A 22,994-nucleotide genomic window follows, 5' to 3' on the forward strand; every position below is an offset into this window, starting at 1 on the left:
ACAGAGCGCAAAAAGGCGCGCGCGCTGTCATCATCGCGGCAGACATTGCGCGAGGCTGTCGATCCCATCGCGGGTCGTGCAGATGCCCGGGGAGAAGCGCAGCGTCCGGCTGCGCGCATCGACGAAGATGCCGGCGTCCTTCAGTTGCGCGACGAGTTGCGCTGCATCCAGATGCGCGGGCGCTTCGGCCATGATGCTTGCGCCGCGCTCGTTGTCGTTGCGAGGAGAGAGCAGCCGGTAGCCCCTTTCATCGAGCATGTCGATCAGTCGATGACACAGCGCAAGGTTGTGCCGACGCACGCTGCCCGGTGGTTGCGCGCGCATCCATGTCATGCCTGGCTGCGATGCCACGAAGGGCAGCACGGAAGGCGTGCCCGTATCGAAGCGGCGCGCGTCGGATGCATACGTGAACGCGTGAATGTTCCAGTTGAACGGATCTTCCTGACTGAACCAGCCGCGCACGGCGGGCGTGGCGCCCTGCGCGAGTGCGTGTGGCGCGATGTAACCGAGGCCTGTGCCGGGCGCGCCGCACAGCCACTTCAGCGTCGAGCCGCAGACGAAGTCGAACGGCGTCTGGCTCAGATCGAACGGCAGGATGCCGATGCCTTGCGTCACATCGAGCGCCACGAGGCTTTCGCGGCGGCGCGCGTGCTCGCATAAGCCGGGAAGATTCACTCGCTTCGAGGTGAGCGACGATACCCACGTGACGAGCGCGAGTGCCACGTCGCCGGTCCAGGCGTCGATGAAGTCTTCGTCGCGCACGTAGTCCTCGCCCTCGCGGACGGCGACGGTGCGCAACGTGAACCCGCGCCTCGGCGCGAGGCCCGAAAGCAGAAAGTGCAGGCTCGGAAAGCAGTCGGCGGCGACGAGCACCGTGCGTCCGCGCAACGTGTCATCGGCGAGACCATCGAGAAAGCGGGCGAAAGCGTCGGTCACGTTCTGCGCGCCGAACACGTTGGCCTCGTTCGCGCCGATCAATCCGGCCCAGTCCGACAGCAGAGCGGCTCGCGCGGCAAGAGCGGCGTCCCAGCGGCTGTCGTCGGGCGCGCACCAGTTCGCGGCAAACGCGGCGAGCGCTTCGGTCATCGCCTTGCGATGTCCTGGATACACGCCGACGGAGTGATACATGAGCCAGCCGCTGAAATCGTCTGCTTCCGTTGCGTGGTTCATGGCGAGGTTGCGCATGTCTGGAGTGGGCATATTCGTGGCTCAGATGTGCTTGATGAGCTTGAAGTGATAGATCCCTATGCATACAAGGCTCAACAGCGCGCATGCCATCAGGTAGAAAGCGGGCGACAGCGGGTCGTGCGTCGCGCCGATCAGCGCGGTCACGAGCCACGGCGTGAAGCCGCCAAACACCATCACGCCGATGTTGTAGCTGAAGCCGAGCCCAGTGCTGCGCACGTTCGTCGGAAAGAGCGACGACAGCACGGCGGCGAGCGGGCCGAAGTAGATCGCCTTCAACGCGCCCGCAAGCGCCATGATCGTAATCAGCACCGCGAACGACGGGCTTTTGACAAGCCACGCGAAGCACGGATAGATGGTTGCCAGCGTGGCGACCGCGGAAATCACCATCATGCGGCTGCGCCCATAGCGATCGGCGAGATGGCCCATGAGGGGAGTGAAGAACATCAGGATCGTGCCCGTCACCACCGTTGCCGCAAATCCCGTGGATGCCGGCAGACGCAACTGCTTGACCGCGTAGGTCGGCATGTAGAGGATCATCAGGTAGCTGGCGGCGGTCGATACGGCCATGATTCCCGCGGCGATCAGAATGCGGCCCTTGCTATGCGCCAGTAGTTCGCGCACCGGCGCGTTGCGCGCCGGGTTCGCGGCCGTGTTCTGCGCGGATGCGCTGGTGGCCGTGGGCAACGTATCGTCGATATGCTTGCGAATGTAGAGGCCCACGGGCGCGACGAGCAGACCGAAGATGAACGGCGTGCGCCATCCCCATGACTCGATCTGCGCCGCCGAAAGCTGCGTGCTGAGCGCGAGGCCCACGCACGACGCGAGCACGGTGCTCATGCCCTGGCTGGAAAACTGCCAGCTTGCGAGGAACGCCTTGCGCTTATTTTTCTGTTCGATCATCAGCGCGGTGCCGCTGCCGAATTCACCGCCGGTCGAAAACGATATGAGAATGCGCGCGGTCATGAGACCGATCGGCGCCGCAAGCCCGATGGACGCATACGTGGGAATCACCGCGCAGATCAGCGTGCCTATCGTCGTGAGTCCGAGCGATGCAAGCAGGGCAGCCTTGCGCCCGCGCCGGTCGGCATAACAGCCAAGCGTCAGCGCGCCGAGCGGGCGGAATACATAGGAAAGACCGAAGGTGCCGAAGGTCATCAGCAACGAGACGGTCTCGTCGTGCGCGGGGAAGAACAGCTTCGAGAGCGTGACGGCGAAGAAGCCGTAGGCGGCGAAGTCGAACCACTCGAGCGCGTTGCCGATGCTCGTCGCGACGATGAGGCGCCGCATGGGCTGCGCGGATGCCTGCTGCGCGCGATCGTCGATGACAGTCGAGTTCATGTTATGTCTTCCGTTCAAGTGGTCGAACTGGCGGGATACCGGATCAACTCAGCGGGCGTGCGGCACGCCCGGCTCGCCGAGGTCCCAGAACACGCCTGTCATCAGTTGCAAGGCTTCCTGCATGACAGGCGCGAGAACGTGTTCGTCGGGCGCATGCTGCCGGCACCCGGGGTACGAATGCGGGATCCAGATCGTCGCGAGGCCGAGCGTGTCGGCGAAACACTCGTTCGGAATCGTGCCGCCGAGGTTGGGCAACAGCGTCACCGGTTTGCCGGTGGTTGCGTTGATCGAGCGCTCCGTCAATGCCACCCACGGATTGTTCGGATCGAGACGCGTGGCGTTGCCCGACGCCTCGATCGTCACTTCGATCGCTTCGAAGCCCTCGCGGACGAGATGGGCGGTGATCAATTCTTTCGCACGCCGCAAGTCGGTGCCGACCACGAATCTCAACTGGCACACCGCTTCCGCCGCGCGGGGAATCGCGCTGATCGGGTTTGCGACGTTGCCCGATTGCATCGCCAGTACTTCGAGCGTGTTCCATGCGAATACGCGCTCGGCGGGTGTGAGACCGGGCTCGCCCCAGTTCGCGGACAGCGGCGGGTCGCCCTCGTCGGTGCCGATTTGCAGATGTGCGACGCGCTCGCGCACTTGCGGCGGAATCGGCGGCGGCAGCAGGCCGTTCACTCGAATGCGGCCGTGTCCGTCGACGAGACTCGCGAGCGCGTTGGCGAGCACCGTCGCCGGGTTCGCGAGCACGCCGCCCCAGTTGCCGGAATGCCGCGCGCCGAATGCGTTGGCTACCCGCAGCCTGAAGTGCAGGGCGCCACGCGAGCCGAGGAATACGGTAGGCGAGGCGGCGCGCTGGCGAGGACCGTCGGAAGCGATCAGCAGGTCCGCTGAAAGCCGCTCGCGCAATGTGGTGCAGAGCGCGTCGAGGCCGGGCGAGCCCACTTCCTCGCCCATCTCGAAGACGATCTTCGCGTTGAAGCCCAACTCCCCACGCTCGGCGAAAACAGCGGCGAGTGCGGCGAGGTTGACCGAATGCTGCGCCTTGTTGTCGGCGATGCCGCGTCCGTACCAGCGCTCGCCTTCTACTCGCACTTGCCAAGGGGTGCGCTCGTTGGTCCAGTTGGCGGCGTCGCCGTCGATCACATCGCCGTGGCCATACAGCAGCACCGTTGGACGCGCGGGCGACTCGACACGTTCGCCGATCAGAAACGGAGGCATACCAGATACAGGGTTTTCCACTAGTTCGCAGGTAAAACCGAGTGCGTCGAGCGCGGTCTCGATTTCTTCGGAAAGATAGCGGCGCAACAGGGGCGCCGCTTCCGTGCGCTGGCTCTCGGTAGCGAGAGCGACGCGCCGGCTGAGCGTGGCGAGAAAGTCGCCGCTGTCGAAGTGCTTGCGGGCAAGGGCGAGAGCGCTGTGTCGGGACATGTCTGGGAGCTTGGTTGAATCGGGTGATCCAGATTAGTCCTGCGCGAGCATTTTTGTATTCGCAATCAAACAAGGTACATTTGCGTATTACTCAAACCTCGGGTTATCTCCTGGGTTGAACCCGCACTCTCTTACGCCGGCGCATGCGCAAACTGCTCGAGCCTTCGCTTTACTATTTTTCCGCGGTTGCCCAGGCGGGGTCGCTGACGTCGGCGACCGAAAAGCTCGGCCTGACCGTGTCCGCGTTGAGCCGGCACATCGCCAAGCTGGAAGGTGACTTGGGCGTGCCGCTTTTCGAGCGCCATGCGCGCGGAATGGTGCTCTCGCACGCGGGGCGACTTCTGTTTCGCCATGCGCAGCGTACGCTCGCCGACGCCGAGGCCGTGTTCGACGAAATTCAGGGCGACGAGCGGCGGCGTGCCCGCACGCTCACTATTGCGTGCACGGAAGGCTTCGCGTTCGACTTTTTGCCGGTGTCGCTCGGCGCCTTTTGCGGCAAGCATCCAGACCTTGTGATCCAACTGGAAGTCGTGCCCGCACAGCGCGCGAGCCAGATGCTGCTCTCGGGCGAAGCGTCGATTGCGCTGGCCTTCACGTTCAAACCGGAGCCCGGCGTCGTCGCGCAGTTCACGCAACGCGCGCCGGTAATGGCGCTGATGCACCACGATCATCCGCTTGCCGGCAATACGAAGATCGCGTTGAAGGATCTCACCGCTTACCCTGTGTTGCTGCAGGACAAGGGCACCACAAATCGGCAACTCTTCGACATCGCTTGCAGTGTGGAAGGCATAGAAATCGTCCCCATGATGACAAGCCGCTATGTCGCCGCCCTATACCGTTTCGCCCAGGTGGTGCCGCAGGCGATTATGCCGTCGGGTTACGTGTCGGTGGCGAAGCGCCTCGGCGTGGACCGGCTGACAGCCATCCCCTTCGACAACCCGTTGCTCGTGCAACGCCGGCTGCAAGTCATCACTCTGGCAGGCCGTCATCTCGACGACCTCGCGCAGGAATGCCTTCACTGGATCATCGAAGATTTGAAGGCGACTTCCGAGCGGGATTGAGGGCTTGCGGAAAAGCGAGCTTAGCCATCCCCTGGCTTTCTCAGTCTTGGGTTGTTATCGCGTGGGCTTTAGCGATGTCCGCCACTCGGGCAGGCCGCATTTCTTGTCGAGCGTCTCGTGAAGCGGTGCAGCCGGTTTGTGCATTGACCGAGTACATCTGGAATGCCCTCGGTGAGGGGTGCAAGCCCGCCCACAAATCCGGCGAGGCACACGCGACCGCCCCGACGAGTGGCCCGCAACGAATCGAGAACTGCACTGTTTTCGACGAGACGCAGCACGGCGTCGGCCTTGCCACCTAGCCAATCAGGCGCGGCAAGCGGATCGCAAGCTGGCGTCACGACGTGCGCAGCGCCCAGGGAACGCAGCAACTTTTCATTGTCCGGTCGACGGATGGTCGCGATCACATCGGCACCGAGTTGAGCGCCGATGTCGATGGCTGCCTGCCCGGGCTCGAGGTGCCTCCGCGTGCGACGAGTCGCTGTCCGGCCTTCAATTCGACGTTACGGTGATGGCAGGTCCATACAGGCGCGTAGGTTTCCGGCAGCGCAGCGAACTGCATGCGTTCGCCGTTGCATGCGACTGAGACGACTCCGCGTGCCACGTGCCGTCTATCACGATGCTCGACGCGCAGTTGCGCGAAGACGCGCAGGTTGCTGCGCTTGCGCGTCGCGTCATCGAGATAAGCTGCAGCCGTCGATAAGCGCCTGTCATCGATATTCGAAAACGCCCCCGGGAAAAACCGTCGTCGAATTCGGGTGTTCTGGTCGCGCAGCATCATGAGACCTCGTGCGCCAGAGTCCGTTCGCGAATGCATGACAGAAGGGCGGCCAGTCTTCGGGCTTGATGCACCGCGCTCGTTCGAGGATTCCGTATGCGAACTCAGTGTTGCCGCGATGGCTAAATGGGCCGTGCGTTGCTGTTATACGGAAACGAGAGCCGCAAGGTACAGTCCTATGCCGAAGACAACATGGTTGATGAGTTGAACCGCTCGTACACAATTGGCGTTGGGAAGCTTTGCGCTCGCGAGGCCCATTCCCATTGCCGGCGCCATCACGAACCATCCCGCAGTGATCGTTACGCTACCGACGATTAACGCCGGAGCCAGTGTGGGATCCCGTGCCCACTTCAAACCGCTGACGGCAAGCAGGACGGCCGCGTACACGACGCCGATCAGGTAGTGTGCAGTCCATCCCGCAAGAGTCTCACCGCGTCGGCAGGGTGCGCCGGCGATGCTCGAATGGATGAAGCGACCTTGGGCCATGTGACAGAACCATCGGCCTGCGAGCGTCCAATTAGAGCCAGGAAAGCCCAACAGACGCACGAGTAGGCAACTCCACGCGTCATAAATTGCCGTTGCTCCAACTCCTATCACGATACTTCGTAGAACGTACTCGGTCATTTGTTAGCGTTTTTTGAGGCGTGAAAATCGGGCGGTGCAAAGAAACAAATTCAGTCCGCCGCGAATTGCGGTGCGTGTTGGAGGATCCTGCCTAGCAGTTCATTGATGGATGAAACGAGTTCTGGCCGGTCGTCCTTTCGCCAACTGATAAGAAATGGGGAGGTCAAGCCAGGCTCGTCCAGCTGGCGATAACAGACATCGCTGCGCATGCGCTGGACGACAGCGGGCACGATGCAAATCCCATAGTCAGCCGCCACCAGACCGAGGGCGACCTGAAGTTCGCTCGCTTCGATCACATCTTTCGGGCGCAGGCCGCGCGTGGTGAAAAGCGCGTGCAGTGAACTAGGCAGATGTGGTGGTTCACCGGCCGGATACAGGATGAGCGTCTGCTCAAGGAGGTCACGCAATTGGAGCGGGGCGGGAGCCGCCTCGGCAAGTGAATGGCGAACCGGCAATGCGACGAAAAGCGGTTCTTCCCGAACCAGCATCTGGGCAACGTCCGGCTCAGCAACTCGCATTCGGCCGAAGCCGATATCGATCTTGCCTTCCCTTAGATTGCCAATCAAGCCATCGGGAACCAGTTCCACGAGATCAATGCGCAAGCCGGGATTTGCCTCGCGCAGTTCCCTTAGCAGTTCGGGGAAGCGGCTATAGAGCACGGTTGTCTCCACGCCGATGCGCACGGGCTGCTGACCTGTGCGGCCGAGCGTTTGTGCGTCTTTCCTAAGCAGGTCGACGCGACCGAGGATTTCAACAGCCCGCTCGCAAAACAATTCGCCAGCAGGAGTCAACGTCAGCGGCTTTGCCTCGCGATCGATCAGGGGCGTTCCGATCTCCGCCTCAAGCTGCCTTATCTGGCGGCTGAAAGGGGGCTGGGCTATGTTGACTTCAGCAGCGGCGCGGGTGAAGTTCAGCGTATTGGCCAGCGAGAGAAAATAGCGAAGCTGCCTAAGTTCCATAAGGGATGCGCCGGACGGGCCCTCGAATCTCGGGTTGGACTGTGGTCGAAGGTCTATCATAGCGCGTGTGTGTCTCACCACTGGGGAGCCAGGTGACAGGGAGCGATCCTTTGCTGAGGCAGATGGACGGTTGCGTAACCGGCGTTGCTCAACCCACGACGCCTGCCATCGTTCTTGAAAGGCGCGTCCGGACGGACGCGCCTGCTGTCGGGGCACCGATGGCGGTGTTGCTAATCTCAACCGCGGCGAACCGGGGCCTCAACAGCTTGTTCGTGGGCGATCGCGACTGCGTTCCACTCCTCAAGCGTCCCGTCGACACGCGATGCAATCACCAGATGCACGACATCCGCCAGATCCCGATCGGTAGCTCCTGCCTGCTTGGCGTCGCGGCTGTGTTTTTCAATGCAGTAGATGCACCGCGAAATCGTGGCGCAGGCGACGGCGATGAGCTCATATTCCCGTGTGGTCAGCCGCGAGTTAGGGTTGTGGGCCGTTTTGATGCGGTGAATCAGGCTGGCGAAAGCCTCTGGATCGGCTTTTTCGAAATCCCGCATATAGACGCGATCTTGAGCTGGATCATGGCTGTCGTTGCCACATCCGCTCGGGTCGGTAAACTTGAAGGCGAGTCGTCCGTAGGCCGTGGCAGCGCCGGCCTTAAGCTCGCATGCAACAAACACAGTCTCTGCTATTTCGCCGTCAGACGCGACCGTGCGTGCGTGCTCGATCGCGTTTCGGGCCATGTCCCGGTTAGGGATTGACAATGCGATCGCCAGACGAACCAGCGCCGTGAGGCGAGGCGTGAGATTCGCTGCGGCGTTGCGTTGGACGTCGGTGGCGTATTGGTCAACCGCGGCGACTATCTCCGGACATTGCGTTTTCAAAAAATCGTCGTGACTTGCAATCATGGAAAGGCTCCTTATGCTTGGGACAGGGGAAAGGTTATCACTGCGCGACAGCCGCGCGAGACTGCACGGACGAGTGCTCGGGCGCTACGGTTTCATTTTCCCACCCCCCGCCGAGCGCAAGGAAGAGCGCGACCTGGTCGTGGGCGATCTGCGTCCTGACGCTGCTTAGCGCGGCATCCGCGCTGACAAGGACGCGCTCGGCGTCGAGCGTCGCCAAGGCGCCGCTCCGACCTTGGACCTGCAACAGATGCGCGTCTGCGACGGCATTTGCCGCTCCATTGCGCGCTGCTTCGAGGCTCTTCTGCCGGGCCAGATCGTGCGTGTAGTTGTTCAAAGCGGTTTCCACGTCACGCAACGCTCCCAGTACCACCCCGTCGAAGCGGGCAAGTTGAGCTTTTTCTCCGGCTCTCGCTGCCGCGATCCTCGCGCGTGGCCCACTCTGGTTCAGTTCCCAGGATATACCTGGGCCGATACTCCAAAGGTTCGTCGGATGAGTGAGGAAGTCACTGACCAGGCCTGTCGATCCAATCGATGCACCAAGCACGACGCGGGGATACAGTTCGGCCGTCGCGACACCAATTTCGGCTGTGCTCCCGGCAAGTTGACGTTCGGCAGCACGGACATCTGGGCGACGCTTGAGCAATGCAGTTCCGTCGCCAACGGGAATCGGCCGGTCCATCGGCGGCGCGGCAACACACTGCGTGAGGCCCGCCTCGAATTCAGAGGGCGGCTTGCCCGTTAGCGTTGCGAGCCGGAAAAGTGCATTGCGCTGGCGGGCTTCGATGCCCGGAATACCGGATTCGATCTGGTCCACGAGATTTTGCGACCGTGTAAGGTCCAGGCGCGTAGCGCGACCGCCTTCCTGCAGTTGTCGGGTCAGCATGAGACTTTGCCGCTGAAGCTCGAACGACCGGTGCGCTACAGCCAGTTCGGCGCCCGTAGAGCACACTTCGAGGTAAGCGCTGGTCACGTCGGCTGCTACGCTCACACGGACCCAGTCACGTGCCGCCTCAATGGCTTCGTCGTCCGCCTTGGCGGCCTCGATTCCACGTCTAATGCGCCCAAAAAGATCTAGCTCGTATGAGGCAGACAGTTTCGCGTCATAGATATCGAACGGTGTCAGATACTCGCTGGAGAGGAATTGTTCTGCCGACAGTTGAGCGTGCTGGTAACCGAGATCAAGGCCAAGTCGTGGCTGCCCTTGCGAGCGAGCAAGATCTACCATCGCTCGACTGCGCTCCAGATTCGCGTTAGCGATTCTCAGATCGGTGTTCTCGGAAAGTGCCGCGGCGACAAGGCGATCCAGATCGGGGCTGCGATACATATGCCACCATTGCGACGGCAGCGAGTCCTGAACGACAGCAGAACTGTTCGCAGCGCCGACGAACGGAGCTCGCGAGCCGGCTGCGTTGAACGCTGCCTTGGCTGGCAGATGGTAGTCGGGACCTACGGTGCAACCAGCCAAAACAGCGGCAATCAGAAGTGCTGCAACCTTGCCGGTCGGCGCGAAGCGGATTTTCACGACCTTTCCCCCCCGTGCGGTGCACCCGTGTGAGCAGATCCCGGATGGATGATGACGGTTGCCGTACGCCCTGCGATCAGGCGGATATCGGATGGAGCATGATCGATATGAACTCGCACCGGTATGCGCTGGGCCAGACGGACCCAATTGAAAGTGGGATTGATATTCGCCAACAGGCCGCCGCTCTGTGTGCGCTCGCGATCTTCGATCCCCGGAGCGATGCTCTGGACGTGTCCTTCTAGACGCCGGTTGCTTCCCATAAGCTGGATACTGACGAGGTCACCGATATGAATCTGCTCAAGCTTGGTTTCTTCAAAATAGCCATCGATGTGAAGCGAGCTTTCGTCGGCGATGCCAAACGCGGCGTGTCCGGCGCTCAGGTAGTCACCGGGCCTAAGCCCCACGTTTGCCGCGACCCCATCCACGGGTGCGACGATCGTGGTGCGCTCAAGATTAAGTCGGGCCGTGTTTCGCGCCGCGATCGCTTGGGAAATTGCGGCTGTAGCCTGACCCACCTGGGCATTGGCCTGTGCGACCGATGCCGCGAGTTGCCTCACGCGAGCGGCGCCTTGCTCAAGGGTCTCGGTCGGCACCAGGGTGCCGAGTTTCCGATCGCGTTCGTCTTCGCGGCGGGCTTGGGCGAGAAGCGTCATCTGGGACAGGACGTCGGCTCGCGCCTTCTCTACTCCCGCGTCGGCAGCCTGGACAGATGAGTCTGCCTGCTGCAGCGCTTGCTCATACCGTTGCCGGTCGATGACGAACAGGGGCTGCCCTTTGTGTACCGGCATGTTATCGACCACGTACACTTGCGTAACCAGTCCTGAGATATCCGGTGCAACGCTCGCTACGTCGATCCGGATCCGGGCGTCTCGTGTCCACGGATCGACCTGATAGAACTGCCAGAGCCAGTGTCCTGCGACGATCGCAGCCCCAACGAGGGCGAATGTTAGTACAACGCGGCTGACAAGAACCGGCAGTGCAGTAGTTGACTTCACAAAGATTTCCCGACGATATCGGCCAGTACCGGCAGCACCCGTGCTACCGCGGCCCAAAAAATAGTAAAAATGGCCAAGTCAACCACATGGCGATGCCACACGAGACGGTAAAAGCCGGACCACAGGAAAAAACGGCGGGCAATGAGCAGCAATAGGCCCGCAAGACAGGCCGCGGCGAGCACGCTGCTAAAGTAAACGCCGTGTAGATTCACTTCACCCATCATGCTCCGCCGGCTCCTGGTTGGTATGCCGATGCTTTTGGAAAGAGGGTCAATCGAAGCCGCATTGCTGCGCCGACTCCCGTTTGTCGATCCGGGATTGCTGGCAGCTCGAGCATTCCTCTAATGGCAGCATCGAGATGACCCACCATATCCTGCGAGATGACGGCGCTCCGGCCTGCGGCGAGGGTATCGAAATGCGCGGCAAGTTCGGCCAATACGGCCGCAATCTGCCGGTCCGCAGCCGCGCTGACCAGAGTATCCAACCGGCGTAGCTCCGCAATACTGATACCCAGCCTCAGATCCCGCAGTGCCTCACGCAATTGCGGTACATCGCCGGCTCGAATCGCGGAAAGACGGGGTAGCAGAAGGCCGACGCGGTCGAGCATCCGCCCCGCCCAAAGGTTTGGATCTGGAACCGGGCGCGATCGTGATAGCAAAGCGAGCTCTCTCCAGCCGGCACGCAGAATCCGTGCGGCGGCTCGTTCAACTGGCAACACCCTGGCCACGCCCAGACCGACAAGCGCAAATATGGGGCCCAGGAGGAACGCAATGTACGTATTGAGAAAGCTCGATAGGTCCGCGGCGTACGAGGATTGCAACGCGAGCATCGCAGAGAACGCGACAAACGCACCCAGCGCGCTTACCATGATCCTCGGATATGTGGAAAGCAGTCCTAAAGTACTCACAATTGGAAACAATACGACCGCGAGCATAATGAAACCGTCGATCGCCGGCAGGATCGCGAACTGATAGAGCAGCGTGACGGGAAGCGCAAGAAGGGCACCTTTCAGAAAGTTGCGAACGGGCGGCCTTGGGTCATCGGCTATAGCGAACAATGAGCAGCACATGGCGGCAACCGTAATCGTGAAAGGGGAACCTTCCCATCCGGTTGCGATCGCAAACACGGCAATGCCGATAACCGTCAGCCCTGCAACGGTCGCTGAGAGAAGCGCTACGCCCTTGTCCGTGTGCAGACCGCGGGGCGGAGCGTTTTCCAGCAAACGGTGGATGTCGGGGTTTGGGCGGCCGTTCGTCGCTTTGACCGCCGCTGTGAGCAGAAGGCACTCCTTCCATGTCTGCATGAGCTCGATCAATCGATCCGAGAGGCTGGAGATCAGCATATCGTCCCAGCCAGAACTCGGAGTAAGGGTCGGCGTCCGCTTTGCAATCTCCTCTGCAATGTCATCGGCGAGCGCATCGTTGTCGACATCGGCCGTAGCCACCCAATCCGCAACTCGCCGTGCGCTAGCGGCGGTCTCATCAGTGTGCAGGCCGCAGCGACGGATCGCATCGAGCGTGTCCTCCACGGTCGCAATTTGTGGAAGCAGCGTTATCAGTCGCTCTTCGAGTGCACTTAGCGCACGTCGCCGTATGCGAGGGAAGGTTCCCTCGAAGCGCCAGTCGGTTGCGGCGAGGTTGATCTCTGTCAGCCGCGCGGCGACGTTACCCGGTGCGGGCGCAGGCGCTAATGTACGAAGACCCTGGGTGATCCAGGTGCGTGCATCGGCCACGACCGCGTCAAGCTGTGAAATGACCAGAGCAGACACGCTACGAGGAAATAGAATACTCTGCACGACCGCCGACGCGAGCACGCCGATGATGATTTCTTCGGACCGTGCAATAGCGATATTGAAAATGGCTTCAGGGTGAGTCGCTGTAGAAAGACCAACGAGCGCTGCCGTGTAGCCAGGCAACATAAACAGATAAGAACGCGGAGAACGATCTAGCACGCCGAAAAAGACACATACCGCAATCCAGGTGGCAAGCGCCAGAATCATTAACTCTGGCGAGTTGACGAGATTGGGGATAAGAATGATGGCGGCGATCGCGCCAATGATGGTCCCAGCAGCACGGTAGAAAGCTTTTGCCCAGATTGCACCAACAAGCGGTCTCGTGGGTTGCACAATAAAGACTGTTGCCATCGCCCACCATGGATTCGGCAGATCCAGGGAAAGCGCTACGTAAAGCGCCATTATGACCGCGAGGTAACTGCTCACTGCGAACAGCAGTGAGCGAGATGAAGGCCGGGCGATCATACGGCTGGACCGGCGGCAAGTATCGAGCGCATACCCCGACAAACCAGCGTTCGAATGCTGCCCGAGGCGAAACATGCATCGGGCAAACCATGCCCCCTCGAGGCCCCGGAACACCGCGCAGATTCAGAGAAGATTTCATCGCTCGTTAAAGCGCGGCAGTGCGAGTTCATGGTGTCATGCATGGATGAGTGGTTCAGTACAGTGGGACAGATCAAACATGTAACCCGCGCGGCACCTTCGCCAGAAGTATTCGCTTCGAGGGCGGGGAACGAAAGACGGCGCCTGGATCTCAAGTCACCCGGCTCAATGCGGATCGACCATAGTGACTCGCGCCCAAGAGAGCACTAGCCCATGGACAGGCAGATCCGTGGCGATTGACAGGTGCCTGCGAACCAGATCGGCCCAAGCTGTGATGGTAGGTTCGGCGCGCGCAGATATCCAAGACCAAATTGGTTTGTCGCGGTACCTAAAAGGTATCGCAACGCCCTGTTCGATGCGCAATGGTTGCGAGCAAGTGTGGAAAAGGGCATCCAACTATGAGCCGATCCAGCGTCCAGTGGACCGTGGTAGCCGGTCGACAAAGGGCCGCGTCGGAGGCCTAAGTCTTCGTAGAACAAGGCAGTCGCTGATCAGCCCCGCGGCGCGGTACAGCTCGGAGAACCGTTCTCCGTTATCAGATCATTATGCGGCTTGCCATTTCAACTTTCCGCTGAGCCGCTTTGCTGACGTCTGCCAGGCGAAATGAGGCAGGCGATAGTGGCCTCTCGCAACACGTGCACGTGTTTCGCCTCGGTAAGCTCCACGTCCATTGCTGTCGTAGCGTCATGCCCGGGGCGCCGTGCCGACCGCCCGTGGCGCGCGGCGATTAGCAAGTCCGTGGGCATGCAAGAGCCCATTGCCTTCGGCGGTGGCAGCTCCGTGCATTTCCCGCGCAACGCGCAAAAGACATATTCCATAGTTGGTGTATCCCCAACCGGTGTCCTTCGATAAGGTTCCTACTTCATTTCGTTCGAGGAGAGAAGCGATGAGAAAGCGCCTGGTCATCAATGCACTGGTGTGCGGAGCGTTTATTGCGGGCGTCGCGACAGGGAGCGCGCACGCCCAGTCGGGCGGGTCTGGCCAAGCTGACACCCCAGTTGATCCAGCGTCCAGTGCGCCCGCCACGAACCCACACGGCACCCCTAAGGTCGCTCGAGACCGGGACTCTCGTGGGGGGGCTAACGCCAGCAACACCGACGTTCAAAACCCGCCGGCCTGTGTAGGTCCGCCGAGCTTCTGCAATACATACTTTGGAGGTAGCTGAACCACGGGAAAATTTGGCAACTGCCTGGAAACGTGAAACGGCGTCCGTCCACGCTGGAAGCGTTTGGGAGATTGTAGCTGGCCGTTCGTCGTATCGGCTGTCACGATGTTCAACTTGGTCACCACGTTTTTCGTCGTGCGTCGTCCTGGTTCTTTACTGAGCTGTATGACATCGAGTGCGATAAGCGCCGCTGATGACGCTCGAAAGCGGGGCGGTGCCCGGTTCTCCGACGTCATTAGGACCATTGCCTTTTGAGGCGCCACGGATAGTTACCTCTGTAGAAGGACATTACTGCTTTACTGTGCGGATTGCGCCGTAAAGCATTGCCGACTGTTCGATTGCCCAACTTCATCTCCGCTTCGGCGTGCGCTCTATACGTGCCTGGTGTACCTGGTATGTATCGGACGTTCCATGGTTTCGTCTTTGGGAAAGCGGACCGTTTCAATTCTGGCGACTGTGGGTAGTCGCGTCGAAGCAAACCGCTGGGTCCATCGGCTTCAGCGGGCCGGTCTGCCGGGTCAGCGCGTCGGCCATAACCTCGTCCGTGAATGAGTTGATCAAGCGGTGGGCGATACCTCGGTGCGGTAACTCTCGGCCTGAAGGCCCGAATCTCGCGCACGCTGTACCGCCTGCGTAGTTGTGACGATGCGTTCGTCGAAGCCGGTAAGGGGATGTTCATGCATGAAATCAGGATCGGTGCGAAGCTGCCGTCGCGATCGCGGGGCAGCTCAGCACGCACTGGGGCACGACTGGCGATGACCGTCTTGCCGCTCGCGACGTTGCGCTCCTTGGCTTGGGCGGGCGGCTTCGGCTGGCCAGTCGGATAGCCCCGACAGGTGCACATTCATTATCGGGTGCATCGCACGCTCGAACCGCCTTGTTGAACGGCGCCGTTAGACCTTGCACCCAGGTCGGGGTTGTCGGTCCCTTGACCGGTTGATCCAGCAGTTCCACGGGGCTGCAATCTCACGCGCTACGCTTGTCTTATCTCCTTGATCGGCATATCACTGGCTTTTACGCCTCATGATATGGCCCGCCCGCAAAATGACGGATAGGTTCGCACGAAACAAACGCGTGTCTGTCCGCTGGCCGTATCATTGTGGTCCGCAGGGCACGACTGGTGGCGCTCGCCCACTGGACGATCCGCATAACGACGCGCGTGGTATGGCCGATTCGTACCACTAACTAGCGTGAGTTTCAACACTGCCGCTTCTTCGAATGAACAGCTTTTCCCGTTGAAAGCTGGTGTTCCGGCCCATTGTCCTGTTTGCTCCTCACAACTGACTCGAGTCTGCTGCTTTGCAACATCTGCATCCCTCTCAGGGGTAAGGGTGAATCCCTACGTGGTTTCGCAATTCCATTCAAGACGCGGATGCAGGCAGCGACCAATATTGCAGGCAGCAACAGTTCGAAAATAAACGGAAGACCATAGACGAATCAGCGGCGATCAGGGCGGTTTCGCCCGAACTCAGCGCCGCGTATGGAGGAGACGTTGGACAACCTGGCAGATATTCTGGTGCATTGCGCACCGCATTTCACCGACCATCCCGTCTTGCTATTCAAAGGCGAACCGGTCGCTTTCCATGACTTCACGCAGGATGTAGCACGGCTCGCGACCGGTCTCGCAGACAAGGGGGCCGCACCGGGGACACGCGTCGTACTTCTGGCATACAACCGGCCGGAGTGGCTGGTCAGTTTTTTTGCCATTCTGCAGACTGGCGCGACTGTTGTGCCGGTGAATCCGGGCCTTGCTGCGCGGGAAGTGCAAGGCATCGTAGAGCACTGTGAGCCAGTCCTTGCGATCGTACAGGCGGAGTTGACCGCGTTGCTGGACGGGGAATCTGTGCAGCGTTGCGTGCTTGGAGAGGACGGATCATCCTGGCATCAACTGCTTCGGAGTAGCGAGCCTTTGGTCCGGCGGGTCGAAACCCGTCCAGACGACACTGCCCTGATCTTCTACACGTCGGGAACTACGGGCAAACCGAAAGGTGTCATGCTCAGCCATGGGGCAATGTTGTCTGATGTGACGATGTTTTCTAGTCATTTGAGGATCTCTCCAAACGACCGTTCTCTCGTGGTGGGCTCGATGGCCTTCATGCTCCACCTGATATTGAACGCATTGTCCAACATGATTGGCGGTTCAACCGTTGTGTTGCTGGACAGGTTTCATCCAGCCGTCGCGCTAAAAGCGGTCGAGAAGCATCGCATCACCTTACTGATGGCGGTACCCACCGTATACGTCATGATGATGAACTGGCTCGACCAGGCGGAAGAGGGCGTCGATCTGTCGTCCGTACGCTGGGCTCTCACGTCCGGCGCTGCTTTTCCGTCCGCGCTCTATGACCGCGCGTGCGAGCGGTTCGGTTTCCCTGTCTTCGATCTATGGGGGATGACCGAGTGTGCGCCTGTGACAGCCTACGACCCCTTGATTGACCGGGCAGCAAGACGCGATGCGTGCGGCAGAGTTTTGCCCGATTGTGGCATTCGCGTGGTGGATGCGGAGTTTCATGACGTACCGGTTGGAGAGGTGGGCGAAGTATTGTTGCGCAGTCCCGCGATGATGTCGGGTTACTTTCGGAATCCGCAGGCGACGGCGGAGACGGTCGTGGACGGCTGGGTGTGTAGCGGAGACCTGGGAAGGATCGACACGGACGGCTTTCTCTACATTATCGGTCGGCGCAAAGACATGATCATCCGCGGTGGTTCGAACGTCTACCCTGCAGAAATTGAGGATGTACTGTATCTGCACAACGCGGTGGGCGAATGTGCTGTCGTCGGGGTCCCGGATAGCACTTTCGGCGAAACGGTCATGGCGTTTGTCGTTGTTAAGGAAGGGCATATCGTGTCTTGCGATGAAGTTATATCCCATTGCAAGCTGCACCTCGCTGAGTACAAGGTTCCCGCGCACGTGCAACTCGTGGAAGGACTGCCTAAGGGACCCACCGGGAAAATCCTGCGTCGGGAGCTACGTCTGCTTGTGTGTTAAGACGTGCCTGTCATGGATTCTGAAACGGCGAAAGAAATGGAAGGCGATATCCTGGATCAGTTGTCGGCGGTTCATGCCATCAGCGGACGGCGTTCCATCCGACGGTTTATGCCCGATGGCATCGGCGAAGAAGTAGTCAGGGACATCCTGTCCCTGGCTGCCAGGGCGCCCTCTGGCACAAACTCGCAACCGTGGCTTGTGCATGTCGTAACCGGTGCTGTGAAAGAGCGTCTTTCAACCCGCGTCCAGGAGGCAGCGAAGCGAGGGATGACTACCAAGGAGTATGACTATGCGCCAGATCCATGGTGGGAGCCATACCTCAGCCGCCGGCGCAAAGTCGGGTTCGATCTGTACGCGTTATATGGGCTCCAACGTCATGACATGAAGGCTAGAGCGCAGGCTGTCTTGCGCAACTTCGAGTTCTTTGGCGCCCCGGTAGGGCTGTTCTTCTCGATGGAAAAGGCCATGACGCACGGGTCCTGGTTGGACATGGGAATGTTCATGCAGAACGTGATGATCCTCGCGCGAGCATTCGGGCTGGATACATGCCCGCAGCAGGCCTGGTGCGAATTCGGAGGATTGGTGCGCAAGGAGCTCCAGATTGACGACAAGTATGTCATGGTCTCAGGGATGTCCATGGGAGTGGCCGACCCGAGTGCGGCGGAAAACACGTTGGAGACGGAGCGCTGTTCCGTTGAGGATTTTGCGACCTTTGTTCGCGAATAACGTTGGAGTCGAAGATGAAAGAGGATCTGGTAAAACTGGTCGCGGACCTGGAGCGATTGCTGAAGTTGCGCAGTATGCCGTTTGGAATGAAGCTGTTTGAACGGCGTGAGGAAATGGAGGAAATTCCCCGCATCCGCAGGCCGCAAGCTATTCATACCATGGACCAGATCGTTGCGCAGTCGGCGCGACTTGGTTTCACAATCGGTGTTACTGCTGAAAATCTGGTCGGCCCGCAATGCCGGGCTGTGGTGGGGCTCGGAGGCGCAAAAGACCCCGAGTGGATGTCGGGCCAGCAAATGGTCGGCGTATGGTACGCGACAGTCGATGACTCGAGCGCTCATCAGGCAGCGATGAATTGTGTGCCTGACGGCAAGTACGAAGCCCTTGTCGTATCGCCGCTCGCTTCCGGGCGCATCGAGCCAGAGATTGCGTTGTTCTATGCGACTCCCGGCGCCATGATGTATTTCATTAATGGTCTGCAGTGGGCGGGCTACAAGCGTTTCGATTGGAGTGTCGTTGGCGAGTCGTCGTGTGCGGATTCGTGGGGGCGAGCTCTCAAGACCGGTGAGCCCAGCCTGTCCATTCCATGCTTCGCGGAGCGAAGGTATGGAGGTGTGCTGGATGACGAGATGCTCATGGCACTCCCGCCGGCGACGTTGGCGCAAGCGATCGCGGGGATGGAAGCGCTCTCAAAAAATGGCCTGCGTTACCCCTTCGCGCAATACGGAATCCAGCAGGATGTGCGAGCAGGAATGGATGCGAGCTACGGCAAGAAGTAAGCGTTCCACCCGAGACGGTAATGGCGTTGCCTACTGTCGATATCCAATGTATTCATTGTATGCAGGAGTGCCGGGATGAAGATCTGGGAAATCAATGAGAAGTTCGGAATCGAGAATCTCAAGTTAAACGATGCTGAGGAGCCTCGACCGGGGCCCGGTCAGGTCAAGCTGCGCATGCTGGCCGCATCGTTGAATTATCGCGACCTTGTGATCGTGCAAGGCGAGTACGGGAAAGTCATCAAGCCACCAGTCGTCCCCGTGTCGGACGGAATGGGTGAGGTGGTGGAAGTTGGAGAAGGGGTGACGAAGTTCAAGGTCGGCGACCGGTTGTGCCCCATTTTTTTCCCTGACTGGCTTGAAGGCGAAGCCACTGGAGGCACGCTGCGGCAGGACCGTGCACTCGGTTCGTCGCGCAACGGGATGCTCTGCGAGTTTGCCGTCGTGGCTCAGGAGCGCGCCGTTCAGGTTCCCGACTATCTGTCCGACGTGGAGGCGGCGACTCTGCCTTGCGCAGGGGTGACGGCGTGGAATGCGCTCATGCACGGACGCCCGATCATGCCGAAGGAGACCGTGCTAATACAGGGAACGGGAGGTGTTTCGGTCATTGCCCTACAACTGGCAAAGGCAATGGGTGCGAATGCCATTGTCATTTCGTCCTCGGACGAAAAGCTGGAGCGTGCAAAAAAGCTCGGTGCCGATGCAACGGTCAACTATCGGCAGTTTGAGGACTGGCACAAAGAAGTGGTCAAAATCTGTGCTGGTGGGGTGGATCGGGTTATAGAAGTAGGCGGTGCTGAAACCCTTCCGAAGTCGCTCAAAGCTGTCAGGGCAGGGGGTACGATCTCGTTGGTGGGAATCTTGTCGGGGGGCAAAGCCGCAATCGAGCTGGCTCTCGTGGTTATGCGTTTCATCAGACTCGACGGTATCACGGTTGGGTCACGGAGTGACTTTGAAAGCATGCTTCGTACGATGAACCACGTAAAGCTGCGGCCTGAAGTCGGACTGACGGTACCGTTCCGCGAAGTACCCGCCGCTTTTGAGAAGGTGCGCGAAGGAGGGACATTCGGCAAGATTTGCGTTAGCTACTAGCGTAACGCATCACCTGGACGTGCTTCCCCGGTCTGTGAGCCGGACGCCGCATGGCAGGCGAAGCAGCAGTCGTCCCGGCTGAAATCAATCGCGGAGGATCCGATGCATCGCCCTGCAGACAGCGTTCTAGCGAGGGTCGAAAAACATTACAAGCAAGGCTCTCTTCTGGAAGAGATAAAAACGGCGTTTTCCCGCTTGGGAAAGGAACATCGGAGCCTGACCTCCGCCGACCTCGCGCTCCTGGACGCCTTTCATCTCGGTGGACATCAGGCGACGATACAGCTCGCGAGCCAAGTCCCTATCGGCCCCGGTCTCGCCGTCCTTGACGTTGGTTGCGGTCTGGGGGGCTCCAGCCGTTATCTTGCCGAGACGTTTGGATGCACTGTTCTGGGAGTTGACTTAACAGAGGAATACGTCTCGGTAGCTTCCAAACTGGCTGCCTGGACCGCCTGTGATCACTCGGTCCGATTCTTGAAGGCGAGTGCGCTTGATCTGCCGGTGGGGGATGCACAGTTTGATCTGATATGGACCCAACACGTCCAGATGAACGTTCCCGAAAAACGCGAGTTGTACCGCGAATTCGCGCGAGTATTGAAACCGGGGGGCGTGCTGCTCTTCCATGAACTTTTCCTCGGGAGCGGAGAGCCGGTGCATTACCCGGTACCCTGGGCAAGCGAGAAATCAATTAGTTTTCTCAGCACGCAGCGAAAAGCTCACGACCAGATCGAAGCCGCAGGGTTCAGCATCGCGAAATGGGAAGACGTGAGCGAGCGGGATGCAACTTCTCTAAGAAAGGCGGGGGAGGCAATGAGGGCGCTTCCCCGGCGACCGCCTCTGATTAGCATGCTGTTAGGCGCCGAAGCGGATCTGAAGCTAGGTAACGCGGCGAGGAACCTCATTGAAGGAAGGATCAAGGTTGTTCAGGCAGTTGCGAGACGGCTCGACAGCGGGTGTGCCCATACGGGTAGTTCCGACTGGCGCTCCGGTGACATTTGATGAAAAGTCAAATCTCCAGCGTGAGAGCGCCGCCTGGCGTGGTTGTATGTAATCTCGCAGCCAATCTCGCTACTGCCTTGCGCGACTGGTGCCTTCATGGCCATATGGGAGACCTCGGAGATCATGGACGCGCATAACGAAGGTGACCGGAGTTCGCATCCGAGCAACTGCTGGCGGGTGCCGACCATGCCCAGCGTGGTGCTCTTCAACGGGCGCTATCGTCGTGAGTTCATCCCGCATGCTCATGACGTAGCGACGATTGTCCTCGTGACGAAGGGTGCATACCTGTTTAGCACCAGAGGGCGTACCTATGCGGTGAAAGCTGGCGATATGGTTGTAATCGGTCCGGAGCAGATACATGCAGCCCAGATATTGCATCCAGATGGCTGGGAGATGCGGACGCTTCATGTTCCAGCGGATTTGTTGATTCCGTCCTTTGGGGGGCGCTCCACCTGCAGCGCGTCTCTGGCATTTGCAGCTCCCGTGCGCTCCTCCGACCAGGTCGCCAACGGTCTGTTTCTGGAAATGCATCGTTATGCGACCACGTCAGGTGACGCGGAACGTCAACAGGTAGCACTATATGAATTCTTCGAGTGGTTCAAGCATCATATGGCGCTATTCGGTCCTGATTTAAGGATGGAAAAGCCGGCCGATAGCCAGACGAGGCGGGTCGAGGAATTGATCTATTCTTCGGTGGTGGATAACACTCCGATCGACGAGATCGCGGAAGAGACGGGAATCTCAACCTACGCTCTCATTAGACGATTCAAGAGCCGGCATGGAATTCCGCCTCACGCCTGGCGGATGCAAATCAGGGCAGGGGAAGTGGCGCGTCTGATGCAATCTGGCTTGCAACTCGCGGAGATTGCCGCAAGATGCGGTTTCTGCGATCAGGCCCACATGACAAGGATATTCCGCAGCGTGTACGGCGTCACTCCTGGGCAGTACAGAGATTATCAATAAGTAAAAATTCGGTCGGGGCAAAAGTAGCACTCGGTGGTGCTGAACTCGGCCCACAGCACTTGAATGTCCGATTCAGCGAAAGTCCTATGGGCCGCTCAGGGCCGATCATCGAGGCCTAGGAAAACCGCAAAGAGCCTGCCTTTGTTGTGCAGAGGAGGCCGGCTTCGTAAACCACCGTCCTTCACCGCGAAGGGCTGATACCGAAATGCCTCGACGAAGACGGAGAAAACCGGTGAGAGGTAACGCCGGCCGAGGTAGTAGAGAAGGTGGCCCCGGGAGGTCGGACACCAATCTCAAAGAGCCCCCGCGATTGCCAACCGCTTCGTGGGTGCTTGTCTTACCTTGCTGGACAACCTGTTACGTTCTAAGGCACGGTGGCATTGAGCATGTCCGTATCCGGTTCGCCGGTCCACGACTGCCAGGCGAAATCGTTTGCCGCATCAGGCGAGCGCTTCAGAGGGGCCACATGGTCCGCGGCGGTGGCCGCACCATTGCTTTTCGCTCAGACATGGACGCATTGCCAGCGGAAGAGGAAGGCCGACCACTCCACGGTTCCTGCGACAAGTCTCGTTTCATGGCTGGGCACGACCGTCACATGGCAATGCTGCCTGTGCCGTGCGGCACTTCGGCCGCCATCGTAATACCGCTGGCACTATTGCGCTGGTATCCCAGCCGACCGAAGCGACGAGCGCAGGCGCAAATGCAATGCTCGCTGACGGACTGGAAAACGCTTTGACTATGATGATGAGATCTACGCCTTGCACAACGTACCACATGGTGCGCCGGGCACGTTTGCGCGCCCCATACTGCCACAGCCTCTGCTCAATCGCGCCTTACGATCGCGCAATTATATACAAGACGTGAGTTGGGAATGCGCGCAAGCTTGTTCAAACGCGCGAGCGTACTACTTCAATATTCCTTATTAAATAAATGGAGACAATGGCTCATGGCTACGCATAGGGCAACAGTGCGGTGGGCGTGCCTGCCCGGGCAGGGTTTCACGGGCGGACGCTTCAGCAGCGCGCACGAGTGGTCTTTTGACGGCGGTGCAGTTGCCAAGGCGTCACCATCTCCTGACGTATTGTGTGAAC

General features: G+C 59.8%; 19 protein-coding genes and 1 pseudogene. 7 read left to right on the plus strand and 13 right to left on the minus strand.

The window, feature by feature from the left end:
- Positions 1-30 precede the first annotated feature (30 nt).
- From HDG37_RS17250 to HDG37_RS17260, 3 genes are read right to left on the minus strand one after another with little or no spacing between them, the layout of a single operon-like run.
- Positions 31-1,200, minus strand: a complete 1,170-nt coding sequence (locus tag HDG37_RS17250) for an aminotransferase class V-fold PLP-dependent enzyme (RefSeq protein ID WP_260334897.1) — start codon at positions 1,198-1,200, stop codon at positions 31-33.
- A gap of 9 nt (positions 1,201-1,209) precedes the next feature.
- A complete protein-coding gene (locus tag HDG37_RS17255; protein ID WP_184049677.1) occupies positions 1,210-2,526 on the minus strand; it encodes an MFS transporter in 1,317 nt (438 codons plus the stop codon).
- 48 nt (positions 2,527-2,574) lie between these two features.
- Positions 2,575-3,963 (minus strand): M20 family metallopeptidase, encoded by a 1,389-nt coding sequence (locus HDG37_RS17260; protein ID WP_184049679.1) that lies wholly within the window; start codon positions 3,961-3,963, stop codon positions 2,575-2,577.
- A 143-nt stretch (positions 3,964-4,106) separates the two neighbouring features.
- Between HDG37_RS17260 and HDG37_RS17265 the strand changes: the two genes are divergently transcribed.
- Positions 4,107-5,024, plus strand: coding sequence for a LysR family transcriptional regulator (locus tag HDG37_RS17265; protein ID WP_184049681.1), 918 nt, complete (start codon positions 4,107-4,109; stop codon positions 5,022-5,024).
- A 68-nt stretch (positions 5,025-5,092) separates the two neighbouring features.
- Here the strand turns inward: HDG37_RS17265 and HDG37_RS39330 are convergent, their stop codons facing one another.
- The 10 genes and pseudogenes from HDG37_RS39330 to HDG37_RS39340 form a co-directional block, all read right to left on the minus strand.
- Positions 5,093-5,428, minus strand: coding sequence for a zinc-binding dehydrogenase (locus HDG37_RS39330; RefSeq protein WP_311541470.1), 336 nt, complete (start codon positions 5,426-5,428; stop codon positions 5,093-5,095).
- Positions 5,425-5,583, minus strand: a complete 159-nt coding sequence (locus HDG37_RS39335; protein ID WP_260334898.1) for a hypothetical protein — start codon at positions 5,581-5,583, stop codon at positions 5,425-5,427. The genes HDG37_RS39330 and HDG37_RS39335 overlap by 4 nt, the downstream gene beginning before the upstream one ends.
- Positions 5,584-5,943: 360 nt before the next feature.
- Entirely contained in the window at positions 5,944-6,423 is a 480-nt protein-coding gene (locus tag HDG37_RS17280) for a DUF2938 domain-containing protein (RefSeq protein WP_184049683.1), read from the minus strand.
- 50 nt (positions 6,424-6,473) lie between these two features.
- A complete protein-coding gene (locus HDG37_RS17285; RefSeq protein ID WP_184049685.1) occupies positions 6,474-7,382 on the minus strand; it encodes a LysR family transcriptional regulator in 909 nt (302 codons plus the stop codon).
- A 236-nt stretch (positions 7,383-7,618) separates the two neighbouring features.
- Positions 7,619-8,287, minus strand: coding sequence for a carboxymuconolactone decarboxylase family protein (locus HDG37_RS17290; protein ID WP_184049687.1), 669 nt, complete (start codon positions 8,285-8,287; stop codon positions 7,619-7,621).
- 37 nt (positions 8,288-8,324) lie between these two features.
- Positions 8,325-9,809 (minus strand): efflux transporter outer membrane subunit, encoded by a 1,485-nt coding sequence (locus HDG37_RS17295; protein ID WP_221312043.1) that lies wholly within the window; start codon positions 9,807-9,809, stop codon positions 8,325-8,327.
- On the minus strand, positions 9,806-10,804 hold the full coding sequence (locus tag HDG37_RS17300) for an HlyD family secretion protein (RefSeq protein ID WP_184049689.1): 999 nt from the start codon (positions 10,802-10,804) through the stop codon (positions 9,806-9,808). Before HDG37_RS17300 ends, HDG37_RS17295 begins: the two co-directional genes overlap by 4 nt.
- The gene (locus HDG37_RS17305) at positions 10,801-11,028 is read right to left on the minus strand and encodes a DUF1656 domain-containing protein (protein WP_184049691.1); all 228 of its coding nucleotides are present in this window, start codon (positions 11,026-11,028) and stop codon (positions 10,801-10,803) included. The genes HDG37_RS17300 and HDG37_RS17305 overlap by 4 nt, the downstream gene beginning before the upstream one ends.
- Positions 11,025-13,136, minus strand: a complete 2,112-nt coding sequence (locus HDG37_RS17310) for an FUSC family protein (protein WP_311541474.1) — start codon at positions 13,134-13,136, stop codon at positions 11,025-11,027. Before HDG37_RS17310 ends, HDG37_RS17305 begins: the two co-directional genes overlap by 4 nt.
- Before the next feature lie 1,693 nt (positions 13,137-14,829).
- A pseudogene (locus HDG37_RS39340) lies at positions 14,830-15,321 on the minus strand (transposase); the annotation flags it as partial.
- A 535-nt stretch (positions 15,322-15,856) separates the two neighbouring features.
- Between HDG37_RS39340 and HDG37_RS17315 the strand changes: the two are divergent.
- The 6 genes from HDG37_RS17315 to HDG37_RS17340 all read left to right on the plus strand — a co-directional run bounded on the left by HDG37_RS17315 (position 15,857) and on the right by HDG37_RS17340 (position 21,903).
- Positions 15,857-17,350, plus strand: coding sequence for a class I adenylate-forming enzyme family protein (locus HDG37_RS17315; RefSeq protein WP_184049695.1), 1,494 nt, complete (start codon positions 15,857-15,859; stop codon positions 17,348-17,350).
- Between the two features lie 12 nt (positions 17,351-17,362).
- Positions 17,363-18,076 carry a nitroreductase gene (locus HDG37_RS17320; RefSeq protein ID WP_260334900.1) on the plus strand — a complete coding sequence of 238 codons (714 nt, stop codon included), beginning with the start codon at positions 17,363-17,365 and terminating at the stop codon, positions 18,074-18,076.
- Positions 18,077-18,090: 14 nt separating this feature from the next.
- Complete coding sequence (locus HDG37_RS17325; protein WP_184049697.1) at positions 18,091-18,855, plus strand: DUF169 domain-containing protein; 765 nt, start codon at positions 18,091-18,093, stop codon at positions 18,853-18,855.
- 75 nt (positions 18,856-18,930) lie between these two features.
- Complete coding sequence (locus HDG37_RS17330) at positions 18,931-19,944, plus strand: NAD(P)-dependent alcohol dehydrogenase (RefSeq protein WP_184049699.1); 1,014 nt, start codon at positions 18,931-18,933, stop codon at positions 19,942-19,944.
- Positions 19,945-20,046: 102 nt separating this feature from the next.
- Positions 20,047-20,940, plus strand: a complete 894-nt coding sequence (locus HDG37_RS17335) for a class I SAM-dependent methyltransferase (RefSeq protein ID WP_184049701.1) — start codon at positions 20,047-20,049, stop codon at positions 20,938-20,940.
- A 96-nt stretch (positions 20,941-21,036) separates the two neighbouring features.
- Positions 21,037-21,903, plus strand: a complete 867-nt coding sequence (locus HDG37_RS17340; RefSeq protein ID WP_184049703.1) for an AraC family transcriptional regulator — start codon at positions 21,037-21,039, stop codon at positions 21,901-21,903.
- The last annotated feature ends 1,091 nt before the right edge of the window (positions 21,904-22,994 follow it).

It is taken from the genome of Paraburkholderia sp. MM5384-R2 (genome assembly GCF_014201025.1).
In the GTDB taxonomy this organism is placed as follows: domain Bacteria; phylum Pseudomonadota; class Gammaproteobacteria; order Burkholderiales; family Burkholderiaceae; genus Paraburkholderia; species Paraburkholderia tuberum.